At 42.0% G+C, this 13909-nt stretch carries 8 protein-coding genes; 3 read left to right on the top strand and 5 right to left on the bottom strand.

The annotated features are described in order from the left end of the window. Positions 1 to 940: 940 nt before the first annotated feature. On the top strand, positions 941 to 1477 hold the full coding sequence (locus ACVBIU_RS16905; RefSeq protein WP_447164385.1) for a thioredoxin family protein: 537 nt from the start codon (positions 941 to 943) through the stop codon (positions 1475 to 1477). Positions 1478 to 1554: 77 nt separating this feature from the next. Here ACVBIU_RS16905 and ACVBIU_RS16910 read toward each other — a convergent pair whose 3' ends face one another. The 4 genes from ACVBIU_RS16910 to rhlB form a co-directional block, all read right to left on the bottom strand. Further along, the gene (locus ACVBIU_RS16910) at positions 1555 to 4245 is read right to left on the bottom strand and encodes a TonB-dependent receptor domain-containing protein (protein WP_447164384.1); all 2691 of its coding nucleotides are present in this window, start codon (positions 4243 to 4245) and stop codon (positions 1555 to 1557) included. 454 nt (positions 4246 to 4699) lie between these two features. Next, positions 4700 to 7693 (bottom strand): TonB-dependent receptor, encoded by a 2994-nt coding sequence (locus tag ACVBIU_RS16915; RefSeq protein ID WP_447164383.1) that lies wholly within the window; start codon positions 7691 to 7693, stop codon positions 4700 to 4702. A 565-nt stretch (positions 7694 to 8258) separates the two neighbouring features. Beyond that, a complete protein-coding gene (locus ACVBIU_RS16920; protein WP_447162634.1) occupies positions 8259 to 9170 on the bottom strand; it encodes a Ppx/GppA phosphatase family protein in 912 nt (303 codons plus the stop codon). A 10-nt stretch (positions 9171 to 9180) separates the two neighbouring features. Further along, positions 9181 to 10497 carry an ATP-dependent RNA helicase RhlB gene (gene rhlB, locus ACVBIU_RS16925; RefSeq protein WP_447162635.1) on the bottom strand — a complete coding sequence of 439 codons (1317 nt, stop codon included), beginning with the start codon at positions 10495 to 10497 and terminating at the stop codon, positions 9181 to 9183. A 403-nt stretch (positions 10498 to 10900) separates the two neighbouring features. Here rhlB and trxA point away from each other — a divergent pair, with 403 nt between their 5' ends. Next, positions 10901 to 11227: a thioredoxin TrxA gene (trxA, locus tag ACVBIU_RS16930; RefSeq protein ID WP_447162636.1), complete on the top strand. Its 327-nt coding sequence runs from the start codon at positions 10901 to 10903 to the stop codon at positions 11225 to 11227. A 237-nt stretch (positions 11228 to 11464) separates the two neighbouring features. Continuing rightward, positions 11465 to 12730, top strand: a complete 1266-nt coding sequence (rho, locus tag ACVBIU_RS16935) for a transcription termination factor Rho (protein ID WP_447162637.1) — start codon at positions 11465 to 11467, stop codon at positions 12728 to 12730. A 136-nt stretch (positions 12731 to 12866) separates the two neighbouring features. Here the strand turns inward: rho and ACVBIU_RS16940 are convergent, their stop codons facing one another. Further along, positions 12867 to 13781, bottom strand: coding sequence for a LysR family transcriptional regulator (locus tag ACVBIU_RS16940; RefSeq protein WP_447162638.1), 915 nt, complete (start codon positions 13779 to 13781; stop codon positions 12867 to 12869). Positions 13782 to 13909: the final 128 nt, after the last annotated feature.

Here is a 13909-nt window from a genome sequence, read left to right on the forward strand (position 1 = left end):
TTTAAGAAGTTTTTCAAGCGATGATTTCTTATACACTCTCGTGTTAACAACCATCATTCGAAGCTCTTAAAGCGTTTGTCACCTGAATCAAATCTCCTAGGAGTTTTAACTCGAACCCTTTATAAAAAGAGCTAACCGATACCGCTGCAAGTCCCATTCTATCTAGCGTTTACGACTATTTCTAATCTCAAGCGTTAGTCTAGTTGGCCTGCTGTGCCGTGTCAGTGGATGCGCATTATAGGGATATCTCAGAGCTGCGCAAGCGCTTTTTTAATAAAAAATGATGTTTTTTCAAAAAGCTATCTTAAGCACACAATACTCACCAACTACCCCCAGACTTATCCACAAAATCGCAGTTTTAGATTACTATTTGCGCACCGGGATAATGAGTCTAGTACAGTATTTTTGAGTTGCACTAAGTATTTTCAACTAATTTCATATTTAAACCATTTAATCCTGCTTCACTTTACGTATTTAGGCCGCCATAAGGTTATAAAGCCACACTTCATACCGATGACGATACAATGACATGTGTTAACTACAGCCTCCTTTGTTCGGTAGAACACTTGCTCGCTGAATCGTAAAACTAGGTCACTATAAAAAGTGCTGCAATATATAGAAGGGAAATAAACTGACTTGTCAGCTAGATTAATCACGCAGCTACATAACATTAAACTGAAACCCAGACGCTTTTCCACATCCAAGTTAAAAAGCAAACCGACGTAGCACCATTTATCTCCTATCAACCCCCCCTAATTACTGCGGGTGATTACAGACTCCATTCAGCTTACCTTAAGACTTTAACCGTTAATCTAGTATTGAAAGGTAAATTTATAGATTTAGAGTGATCCCTATAGCATTGCCGAGATAGTTCACTTCACCCACTAGTTAAGACATGTTTGAATAAATAAAATCATTTATTCTTGCTCGGAGTATTATCATGCACAATAACGTCAAAGCATTGCTTGCAACCACTATGCTGTTTTTTAGTAGCCAAAGTATGGCCAGTGGCGGTTGCGCATTCGATGACAAACAAGCAGGCTTTATGGCCACTTGCAGTGAGGAGAAACAAGAAGTGATTTTAACTGGAACTGTAGAAGCACAGAAAATGGTTACCGAGCTTGCAGACTTTAAAGAGGGTTATGCAGACTATAAAGTTGATAGCGCTGCTATCGCTCCATTAAAGGACATTAGCACTGCGACTGAAATAACCGTGATTATCGGTACATGGTGTCCAGATTGTCACCGTGAAACACCGCGCTTTATCCGTATTATGGAAGAACTCAATAATCCAAATATCAAAGTGACTTATATAGGTGTCGATAGAGCCAAACAAGATCCAGAAGGCTTAGCCGCTAAATATGAGTTCACCCGTATACCGACTATTATTGTTGAGCAAGACAACAAAGAGGTGGGTCGGATTGTTGAAAGACCTGAAGTATCGCTAGAAGTTGATTTAGCTAACATCTTAAAGTAGTCAGCTTATATAGAAAGAAAAGGCACTCATTGAGTGCCTTTTTTATTATCGTCTATATAAGTGACATAAGTAACGACTTAGAAGCTTTGACTAAATGACACCCAGTAGCTACGACCCATGATGTCATATAAGCTCGAGCTGTAACTACCATTTTGCTCAAATGCCGGCTTTTCATCAGTTAGGTTATTTACACCTACGCTAACAGAGTTATTCCACGGCATCATGTATGTGTAGGTGATAGTCTGATAAACCACAGAGTTTATCTCATATTTTGAGTCATCATCATTAAGGTCATCTGTTGACTGGCCATCAATGTAATCAGCTTTATAGAACAAGCTATGATCATCGGCAAATAGATAATTGGCACTAAAACTTACGCGATCATCCGGAGTTTCCGATGTTCCCGCCCAGTTACGAGAAACAACTAGTTCACCATCACTTGGAGAGCTATCGGTATATTTAATATAGTGAGACCAAGCTAGACCAAGTTTAAACTCACCCACTTCAGTTTCAAATGATGCTGCAATATTAGTATCAACACCTTCACGCTCTGCTTTACCAAAGTTCTGCAGTACATTATCCATCGCAGTCAGTTTGCCCGAACCGTTCTGAGAAATGCTTGTACCTGGGTATAAAAGTGAAATGTCTGGACGTGCAACACCTTGCTGATCAGCCGCTTCCCAGAGCTTCGCTTGCTGATACACCAACTCGCTATTATTTAATTGACCAATTAAGTCCTCTGTCTCAAGAACCCAGTAATCAACGGTCATATTAATATTATCGGTAATGTCCCAAACCATGCCTAAATTATAACTTTCTGACTTTTCAGGGCCTAAATTTTCATTCTTATCAACTGAAACTGGAATGCTATTCTCAATATCACAATTACCGACTACGCCTGTTTGCTCATAGCACTGTAGATAGTTAGTTACGTCATTCCAACCTTCACTAGGCGTTTGGTTTAACTGTGCAAGGCTTGGTGCTTTAAAGCCCGTACCCCATGACGCACGAAGTAGTAATGGTTCAAACAAGTTATATCGAATAGAAACTTGTGGATTAAACGTATCACCAAAATCTGAGTAATCATCATATCGAGCAGCTAAGTTCAACTCTAGGTTGTCTAAGATCGGAAGCGTCATTTCTGCGAATACTGCAGTAATATCACGCTCACCTTCACCACCAGAGCCGCCACTTGCACCTTTAATCAAACCAGCTTCTGATAAAGCATCTACTTTAGAGTCGAGCGTCTCTTCACGATATGAAGCACCGACATACATAGCTGCAGTACCAGCATCAAGTTCGAACAAATCAAATCCAGCTCCACCGCCTAGCTCTGCATAAGAAGCAGTCTGGCGCATATCGAAGTTTGCCATGCCACCACTTGGTACTGCTGAATTAGGATCACGAGGATCCCAACCGACAAATGAATTGGTCGCATCATCCCATGAACCAACAAGATCCGTTGATGCACCTTTTAACTCGTAACCCGTACCCCATACGAAGTTGTCGTAGCGGTTATACGTTGCAGAGAAATCCCAATCAACATACTCAGTGCTTCCTTCAAGACCAAGTAAGATGTCATACATGTTGTCATGGTTTTCACGAATACGATTACCGGCTGTATCATAACGATATAACATGCCCGCACCTTCTGGAGTGGCAACAAGATCTAAGCCTTCTGCAGTCGTATACGCTGGCATTGCATCAGGGAAAGAAATGTATCCAGGTACCGGAGCTGATTGATCAATTGTTTTGTTTGCAGCCCAATAAGCACGAGCCGTAAGCTTAATATCATCAGTAATATCGTAGGTATAGTTAACCAATGTATTGGTTCTTTCACGGTCGACATCAAGTGCCGCTGCGTTAGTGTAGTCATATGCACAAAGCGTATCACCAGGGTATGCACTGTCAGACACTGGACCGATAAAGTCATCACCATATACTTCTGAACAACTCAAGTCTGCGTTAGTAAACGGTGCTTGATATGCCCAACCACCATTTGAACCCATATCAATTGTTCGACCAGTAGGGCTAACATTCACCCAGCTTTGGAAGTCTGTTGGGTCTTCACCATCTCTCACGTGTGCCGTTGTATATGGACGGTCACTCATCAAGATTTTATCTTTCTTATAATGTTCCATGGTAAAAACTAAATTACCATTTTCAGAAGTCAGACCTCCAGTGAAAGAGAAAGAGTGGTTATCGCCACCTTCGGCTTCAGTTTGCTCAGCACGGGCTTTAAATTCGATACCTTCGAAGCTTTTCTTCAAGATAACGTTTACAACACCGGCGACTGCATCTGTACCATAAATAGCAGATGCGCCATCAGATAGAATCTCAATACGCTCAATAGCTGAGGTTGGGATGGTATTGATGTTTGCCGCTGCGCCACCAAGAACTGGTGATTTAGCCATACGCTGACCATCTAGCAAAACCAAGGTATCACTAGCACTCGCGCCTTTAAGTTGAATAGTAGCTTGAGAAGACCAGCTGTTGTTTGCTGTACCGCCATAAGAGCCAAATGAGTTCAAAGTCGATGCTCGCAGTGCGTCACCTACAGTAGAGAAACCAGCTACAGCCATATCTTCTGCCGTAATTGTCGTCACTGGTGTAGCGCCTTCCATATCAACACGCTTAAGGCGAGAGCCCGTAACTTCAATGCGCTCTACACTATCGTCTTCATTTTCAACTGCATATGCTGGTGTAGATAATGCTACAACCCCACCACAAGCCAAGCTTATAAGCTTAGCGACTTTATTAAATTTCATCTTTCATCTCCCAAGAATGTAATTTTTATTAGTGCTATTGCTTAAGGGGGCATATTCAAAACTAAACAAGCCACAACAACAAAACAAAGCGATAACATAATTATCACATACTGTATTTTGTATGCAATATATTATTTTCATGGTCAATTCAGGTTATTCTCATAAACAGACTATTTATTCAAAAAGCCGATATTTACGTTTGTTTCCATACAATTTCACCGACAACAAGACTGAACCTAAGCAACTAAAAAATAGGTTTATTTTCGTATAAAACATACAGCCAAATAGGGGTAAGCTGGAATCACGCAACAACATAGAACCACTAAAAATGCAGAATAAATAAAAAGTATTTATTCACATTCTAAGTGTTAAACATTGCTATTTATGCTTCAGGAGGAGATATGTCTCTAAATAAAAAAGGCCGCATGAGCGGCCTTTGTCTACGAGATTATATTTAGAATTCGTAACGAGCAATAACCGAGAAGAAGCGCTCTTCTTGGCGGTCTGTCACCATTCCATAGTCAGGATTTAATTCAAGTCCAGAATCACCATAACGTGCTCTTTCTTCATTGATATTCGTCGCTGAATCAGAGTCCAGTACGTTATAAACAGTCCCTTTAATAGTAAAGTCACCTTCGAAAATTTCTGTCATATAAGTTAACGAAAGATCGATATTTGTCACCCAAGGAAGGTTACCTGCGCTGCCACGTGGGGCAGGATTACCGTTTTCATCGTAGTGAGACGCTTGGTCATAGTAACGACTAATACAATCATCCCATGGATTCCCAGCCGCACAACTATCAACACCTTCTGGATGCTGTGAGAAGTAACTCTGTGGGCGACCAGAGGTCACTCGAGTAACAAAGCCAAATATCAAGTCTTCAGTAATGTCATAAGCACCACTTAACTTAAATGAATGTGTATGATCGTTTGGCAAATCACCATTAGAGTGATCCATTAAATCACCATAGTCATACGATGTTGTCCAACCAGGATCCGCTTGATTGTTATCCGTTTTAACTAGGCCCTCTGTATTACCGTAACTATGAGACCAAGTGTAAGAAGAGTTAATACGTAAATCATCAGTAACAGAACCATCTAGAGTGAACTCTAAAGCAACATATTTACGCTCAGCTTCTGGTAATGCCATTTCTTCGGCAGTAAGGTTTACGTTATCAACTTGACCATCACCATCAAAGTCATAAGAAAGGCTTACATCTTCACCAGGATTAAGTAGTACGTAATAAGAGCTCTGACCAACATTATCGGTAATACCTAGCTCAGCCAACTTCTTTGCTAAAACAGGTCCTACGTCTGTATCTTCAACACTACGACCCAAATCACGGTATATACCACGAACACCAGCGGTCATAGTTTCAAATACTTCTTGCTGATAACCTAAAGTAAATTCATCGGAGTACATAGATTTAAGCGATGAAGACGCTATTAGACCAGGCTCTGTGATGCCTTTTTGGCGGTACCACCGGTCACGCAGCATTGCACCACGACTTGGTGAACCGTCCGCTGTAATAACAGGGTGCCCATCAGCATCGACCTGATCGAGCTCAGAGTATTCAAACCACTCTATAGAAGAGGAACCTTGAGTGATGTTCATGTTTGCAGAAACAGGTTGGAAATAACGGCCATAAGTCGCAAACACTTTAGCTTCACCGTCACCAAATACATCATAAATAGCTTGTACACGTGGTGCGAACTGATCTTCCATCTTTACATAAGCACGCCCATCTGAAACCGTGTTTTCGAACTCGCTATATCGTAAACCTAGGTTTAATACTAAGTTATCTGCTGCCTGCCAAGAATCATTAATATAAAAAGCTGTAGAGGTGACTTCAGAATCGGTAAAGCGCTCACGGACACGGCGTTCAATATAATCCTCACCAGCAATTTGCCCTGAAACGCTGTCGTCTCCTGCAGTGTAGATTGACCACCAACCTTGTGCATCACCAATACCATTCTGAGAAGATGAGTAATCAACCTCCACTTTCGTGTAATCAACACCAAACTGAATTGAGTGATCTTCTAAATCCCAGCTGAAATCAATACGCGCTTGATCACGGGTGTAATGCTCTTCAGAAACTGATGAATTCGTGTGCTGGCTTAACGTGACAGACCCATTTCGATCATCCCAAACACCTGGGTTAGTTGATGCTACGACATTCTCAACATCTTCTTGTACACGACCTACAACCGCGGAGACAGAGAATGTGTCAGATAAATAGCCGTTATAATTTAAGCTATAAACTTTACCACCATCTTCACCAGGTGCATCGACACCTTGCTTTTCGCCAACAACATTGGTTTCCCAATCGTAAGCATAGACTTTATTAGTCCATGTACGCTTGTTATTCATTGCCGAAAAACCAATTGAATGGTCATCTGTCATATACCAATCTAACTTGGCAAACCAACGGTCTTCTTCACGATCTTTGCTCGTTTTTGTCGTTTGACCTGCCCACTCAGATTCTTCTCTTCTTGGTGCAAATAGGCCGTAAAAGAATAATGAATCTTCAATAATTGCACCACTTGCCCAAAGTTGTAGCTCTTTAAAGTCATAGCTCTCTTGCTGAGTATTAGTATCTATCTCACCGCTTGATTGGTAGATATTGTCTTGTGAAGAACGTAATGATGATGGGTCCCAGCGCGCCTCAGCACCAAACTTAAATTCGTTTTCACCTGATTTTGAAACCGCATTAACAATACCGCCTAATGCGCCACCATACTCAGGGCTTACACCACCGGTTTGAACTTGAGTTTGCGAAATAGCTTCCCAAGGAAGACGAATAGAGCCCATCCCAGTACGAATACTTGTTACATTAAGGCCATTAAAGTAATAACCATTTTCGGCAGCCGATGAACCACCAAAACTTGATGCACCATTAAAGTTAGAACCGCCAGGTGCGGCAGTACCCGGTGCTAGTAACGCGATGCTTTCAAAGCCACTATTTACAGGCATTGATTGCAGCTCATCTTGAGTAAAGGTTAAGCCTGATGTTGAATCGGACATATCAACGCGACGGATCATGCTACCTGATACTGCAATACGCTCTACGTTATCAGCACCTGCAGAATATAATTTACCGTCAAGAATAACTGGCTGACCTAGATTGACCTGAATACCATTTTCTTGATTCTGCTCGTAGCCATCTTTAGTAATCGTAATATCGTAGTCACCTACAGGCACATTACGTAGCAGGTAATCACCTTTTTCATTGGTTTCAACCGTAAACACAAGACCCTTAGTCATATGTTTAAGCGTAATAGTTACATTAGACAGGTTACTACCTGAAGCATTTTCAATGTGACCTTTTACAATACTTGTATCGGCGGCCATAACGGATGGCGCAGACAAAAACAACACAGAACCCACGGCCAAAGCCGCTAGTGTCTTCTTTGGCGAAAATCGTTTTAAAGCGTTACTTCCAGACATAATTAATTCTCCCTTAAATCTTCTTTTAGTAAGCGCTTAGTTAAAATATTTATTAGTGATTTTGAGTGCAAAACATCCAAGCGCAACAAAACATTAACATAGTTGATATATTTTATACAATGTACTTTATTCAAAAAGTGCTTATAAATAGAGGGGTACAGACTCATCGGAGAGAGGAAGCTCAAACGTTAACGGGATACTGAAAGTTAATTTGTTAACATATTTAACAAGTTAAGAGGGGAATGATTATCACTGGTCATTACTGGAGATAATTGAACTGAATTACAGTCAGCAAGAGTATTTACTCACTAAAAAGTGCGCTTAGGTACACAAGCTTGATAAGGGGATGAAGGGGTTTTATTATTTCAATAATGCCATACTATCGAAGCTTAATTCTATTTCTACTGTCCGGTTTAGTAACACTAATTAAGAGTGTCTGCTAATTGATTGATTAACAGATCAAGTTATTAACCCTCACAACACCGAGATCGATCTGGACTAAATAGCAACATAGAAAGGAGAATGTTTAGCGAGGAGCTGCAATATAGAAAATAATGCAGAAAAACTAAATATGACTAGCTAAGGTTTGCAATACGCCTTCACGAAGCGCGCCACCAGAAAGAGATAAGTTTTGTATTTCAAGTAACTCAAATAGCGCTAATAAAATTGACACACCGGCGGCAAATGTTGGGGCTCTTTCTTGATTTAGCCCAATAATCTCGACCATTGAAGCATCGTTTTGCGCTAACACTTCTTGTTTTAGGCTCAGTAAAACATCCAAGGTAATTGTAGATGACTGATTACGATGACTAAGTAATTCTACAACAGACTGCACACTACCAGAGGCGCCAACAACACAATGCCAACCCAGTGTTTTAAGAGCAGATAATTGCTCACCGAGGACACTTTTCACCTGAGCTTTGGCATCATCAAAATCCAACTGCTGGAATGGATAGTGACTAAAAAAAGTCTCATTAAAAGTGACACAACCAATGGCTAAACTGGTTTTAAGTAGGACCTTATTACCATCACCAATAATAAACTCTGTGCTTGCCCCGCCAATATCAATAACAAGACGGCGCCCTTCACCTTCTGTTGTCGCAACCATACCTTGATAGATAAGCTCAGCTTCACGCATGCCAGAGATGATTTCAATTGGATGGCCGAGGATAGGGAGAGCTCGACGACAAAAATCATCGGAGTTAGAGATATTTCTTAACGTTGCCGTTGCGATAACAGCAATATTACGGGCAGAAACACCTTCTTTTTTGAGCATGTCGGCAAACATGGTCAAACAGTCTAAACCGCGTAATAACACCTCTTCACTCAACGAGCCGTCAGCTTGGATGCCTTCGGCTAAGCGGACTTTACGTTTGTATTTCGCAATAATTTGGGGTTGCTGGCCCACAGTTCTAGCGACCAGCATATTAAAACTATTCGAGCCTAACGTAATGGCTGCGTAAAGAGGTGTTGTCATTGAGCTTCGCTTATGAATGTCTACGCGTTCTGTCGTGACGACGTGGGCCACTACGTTGACCGCCTTGTGGGCGAGCACTACCGCTACCTGTACCACGAGTATTACGAGTATGAGTACTAGGCTTACGATGAATTCGCACTGGTGGCGGAATATCATCAAGCAGCGCATCACTGTCGTATGACGTTACAGGAATTGAGTGCTGAATATATGTCTCAATTGCTGGTAAGTTAAGTGCATACTCTTCACATGCAAAGCTAACCGACACCCCTTTTTGACCCGCACGGCCTGTACGACCAATACGGTGCACATAGTCTTCGCAGTCATCAGGCAAGTCATAGTTGTATACATGAGATACATCAGCAATGTGTAGACCACGAGCTGCAACGTCAGTTGCGACTAAGATATCGATTTCGCCCTTAGTGAATTGCTCCAGAATGCGTAAACGCTTCTTCTGCGGCACATCACCTGTTAGCAAGCCTGCGCGATGTCCATCACCTTCAAGCCATGACCAGACTTTTTCACAGCTGTGTTTGGTATTAGAAAACACGATGGCTTTTTCTGGCCAGTCTTCTTCAAGCAAAGACAATAGCAAAGGCATCTTCTCCTCCATTGATGGATAGAAGATTTCCTCTTTAATATTCTTTGATGTTTTCTCGTTTGGTGCGATCTCAACTTTTACAGGCTCATTCATGTGGTCATAAGCAAGTTCTTGCACTTTCATCGAAAGCGTTGCAGAGAACAACATATTCAAACGTGATTTAGCATCAGGCATACGTCTAAATAAGAAACGAATGTCCTTGATAAAGCCTAAATCGAACATACGATCCGCTTCATCAAGTACAACAGCTTGAATGCTACTAACATTGATCACACCTTGACGCACATAATCGATAATGCGGCCAGTGGTACCAATCAATATATCAACGCCTTTATCTAATACTTTGCGCTGAACTTCGTAGCCTTCACCGCCGTATACGATACCCACTTTAAGGCCAGTATGCTTAGCCAGTAGGTTCGCATCTTTAGCGATTTGAATAGCCAACTCGCGAGTCGGTGCCATGATAATCGCGCGAGGCTGATTTAGTTGGCGTTCCGCTGGGATCGGCGTAGATAGAAGGTGGTTAAAAGTGGCGACTAAAAAGGCCAGCGTTTTACCCGTACCTGTTTGTGCCTGACCCGCTATATCTTTTTTTTCTAATAAAATGGGTAACGATAAAGCTTGAATTGGAGTACAAAACTCAAATCCAGTTTCGTTAAGTGCCTGATGAACCTCTTTATGTAGAGGAAAGTCAGCAAACTTCTGTGTAGATAAATGTGTATCGCTCATAGCGCAGGCTTACCTGTAAAAGGTTGCAATAAAAAACTTGATCGTTTGAAATAGCGATAGAATTTTATCACGGAAAATTGGTGCACACTCGGAGAAACGTTTATCACGCTATTTTAGGCATCAGTGACGGAATCATCATTCCCTCTATTTTTACGATGCAATGAAATTTAAGCGTGTGTTTAGCGTTCTCTTAGGACAATTTTAAACGCTTCTAGGCGTTAAACGTCGTTGACGTAGGCTAACTATGCCTGTAAATCAGCGTCTTGTCTAAAGCGTTTTAATGTACTAAAGAGTGCCGACATTAATATTTGCGTAACTTTTAGCTTGAAAAGTTATTTTACTGACCCAATATACAGGTTAAGCCATTAACAAACCAGCAATGGCAACTAAACTGGAGAACACCATGAGCGACAAGATTGTATACCTGAGCGACGATAGCTTTGAAAATGATGTAATTAACTCTGAACTACCAGTTCTGGTTGATTTTTGGGCTGAATGGTGTGGCCCATGTAAGATGATCGCCCCAATCCTAGATGACGTGGCTGAAGAGTACGAAGGTAAGATCACAATCGCTAAGTTGAATGTTGATCAAAACAACGTATCACCAGCTAAATACGGCGTTCGTGGCATCCCTACATTATTACTTTTCAAAGCAGGCGAGCTAGCTGCAACTAAAGTAGGCGCACTATCAAAGACTCAACTTAAAGAGTTTATTGACGCGCAAATTTAACTGCGAGTATACCGTTTAATCAACGATTGCACGGTATTAAGTGATTCCCGACACAGCTTCAATAAGAAAATGTGTCGGGTTGAACTAAACTTCTAGACGCCCCGCCCTGTTAGTGCTACTTTAATAACCAGAAACATTCTTAATTAACCCACTTCTCGCTATCCGATCGATATTCAATAAGCTACAAAACCTTTGATCGTAGATGGCATTGCCACGTACAAAACAAGACCCACCACGATGAATTTATCAGAATTAAAAGACACCCCAATATCAGATTTAGTCCAGCTTGCTCAAGACATGAAGCTAGAAAATATGGCTCGTGCTCGTAAGCAAGACATTATTTTCTCTATCCTTAAGGCCCACGCTAAAAGCGGTGAAGATATTTTCGGTGGTGGCGTTTTAGAGATTTTACAAGATGGCTTTGGCTTCCTTCGTAGCTCAGATGGTTCATATTTAGCGGGCCCAGATGATATCTACGTATCACCTAGCCAAATTCGACGCTTTAACATGCGTACTGGTGACTCGATTTTTGGTAAAATTCGTCCACCAAAAGAAGGTGAGCGTTATTTCGCCCTTCTAAAAGTGACCGAAGTTAACTTCGACAAGCCTGAAAACTCTCGCAACAAAATCCTTTTTGAAAACTTAACACCTTTGCATGCAGAAGAACGTATGCGCATGGAGCGTGGTAACGGTTCAACAGAAGATATTACTTCACGTATTCTGGATTTATGTTCACCAATTGGTAAAGGTCAGCGTGGTCTTATCGTTGCACCGCCAAAAGCGGGTAAAACTCTATTACTCCAGAACATGGCGCAAAGCATCACTAACAACAACCCAGAAGTGGTGTTGATGGTACTGCTTATCGACGAACGTCCTGAAGAAGTAACCGAGATGCAACGCATGGTTAAAGGTGAAGTGATTGCTTCTACCTTCGATGAGCCAGCAAGCCGTCACGTGCAAGTTGCCGAAATGGTAATTGAAAAAGCAAAACGCTTAGTTGAGCACAAGAAAGACGTTGTTATCTTACTTGACTCGATCACACGTCTAGCACGTGCTTACAACACGGTAATCCCTTCATCTGGTAAGGTACTTACTGGTGGTGTTGATGCCAATGCTCTACACCGTCCTAAGCGCTTCTTTGGTGCAGCTCGTAACATCGAACACGGCGGCAGCTTAACTATTATCGCTACCGCGCTTGTTGATACCGGCTCTAAGATGGATGAAGTGATTTACGAAGAGTTTAAAGGTACAGGTAACCAAGAGTTACACCTTTCTCGTAAAGCAGCAGAGAAGCGCGTCTTCCCTGCAATTGACTTCAACCGCTCAGGCACTCGTCGTGAAGAGAAACTAACGACTCCGGATGAACTACAGAAGATGTGGATCCTACGTAAGATCCTTAATCCAATGGATGAAGTGACAGGCATGGAATTCCTTATCGATAAATTGGCAATGACCAAGACTAACGATGAGTTCTTCACTGCAATGAAACGCGCTAAGAGCTAATTCGCTTTTAATATACCAACCTAGGTCGGTATAAACTAAAAAACCGCATTCGTGCGGTTTTTTTGTATCTGTTGTTTCCCCAAAAATTTTTGCGACTTAACACTTTTTATCCAAAACTTATGTTACCCCAAACGCACTACTCCATATAATGCTTCACACGTGCTAGGCGCTCCTTACTGCGGTCTCTAAGCATATCCCTCAGCAACAAAATCACTGGCGTCACATGCTCCCGCCCAGGGCACACAAGATATAAATCGGCCTCTTCCCCTTGATAATCATTAAGCAAAGGCACTAAACGCCCCGATTCGATATCATCAGTCAGATCTAACCAAGACTTAAATACTAGCCCTTGGCCTGCAACGGCCCAGCGACGAGCGATATCAGCATCATTACAGGTACGGTTAGCGCTCACTCTCACTTTATGTTGCTGGCCATTTCGATTAAAAACCCATTGGTCATGGGTACGCTCATCCAACATAAAAAATAAGCAATTATGCTGTGGTAACTGCTCCAAGGAGCTCACCTCACCAAAGCGCTTAATGTAATCCGGCGAGGCGCAAAGTACCCGGCGTGAATTACAAATTTTAAAGGCCACCAGCGCTGAGTCTTTAGGTTTACCTGAACGCAGCGCCACATCAATCTTGTCATGATAAAAATCCGACAAGTTATCACCGATATGTAGACGCAACTTTAGCTCTGGGTACTCAAGTAGAAAGGCATCAAGCCAAGGAAGCAAAACATTACGACCAACATCAGAAGGCACCGACAGACTCACAACACCAGAGATACTCGCCTGAGTACTTTCTATCGCTCGTTGACCCACCTCTAAATCGGCTAGCGCACGCCGACAATGAATAAGATAGCGCTCACCCGAATCGGTTAACCTTAAGCTTCGAGTACTACGAATAAATAAGGCTGTACCCAACTCCTTTTCTAATCGTTTGAGCCCCGCGCTCGCCACCGCAGAAGAAATATCTAACTCAACAGCCGCCGCGGTGAGGCTACCGCAATCGGCTACCCGTACAAAAAGTCTGAGATCGTTGAGTTGCATTATCAAAATTCCATTTATAAATATAGCTTTATTATAAGTTGATTGTAGGTAAATGGCGGCTAAACGTCACCCACAAAAAAGCCTGCATCTGCAGGCTTTTTCAATCGTCGCGCTAAGCTAGTACGTTA

This window comes from Shewanella sp. 30m-14 (genome assembly GCF_052977125.1).

Bases quoted from the DNA above. Each gene is read 5' to 3' on its own strand.
- ACVBIU_RS16940 (WP_447162638.1), bottom strand. From the start codon at position 13,781: ATGCAACTCAACGATCTCAGACTTTTTGTACGGGTAGCCGATTGCGGT.
- rho (WP_447162637.1), top strand. From the start codon at position 11,465: ATGAATTTATCAGAATTAAAAGACACCCCAATATCAGATTTAGTCCAG.
- trxA (WP_447162636.1), top strand. From the start codon at position 10,901: ATGAGCGACAAGATTGTATACCTGAGCGACGATAGCTTTGAAAATGAT.
- ACVBIU_RS16905 (WP_447164385.1), top strand. From the start codon at position 941: ATGCACAATAACGTCAAAGCATTGCTTGCAACCACTATGCTGTTTTTT.
- ACVBIU_RS16920 (WP_447162634.1), bottom strand. From the start codon at position 9,170: ATGACAACACCTCTTTACGCAGCCATTACGTTAGGCTCGAATAGTTTT.
- ACVBIU_RS16910 (WP_447164384.1), bottom strand. From the start codon at position 4,245: ATGAAATTTAATAAAGTCGCTAAGCTTATAAGCTTGGCTTGTGGTGGG.
- rhlB (WP_447162635.1), bottom strand. From the start codon at position 10,497: ATGAGCGATACACATTTATCTACACAGAAGTTTGCTGACTTTCCTCTA.
- ACVBIU_RS16915 (WP_447164383.1), bottom strand. From the start codon at position 7,693: ATGTCTGGAAGTAACGCTTTAAAACGATTTTCGCCAAAGAAGACACTA.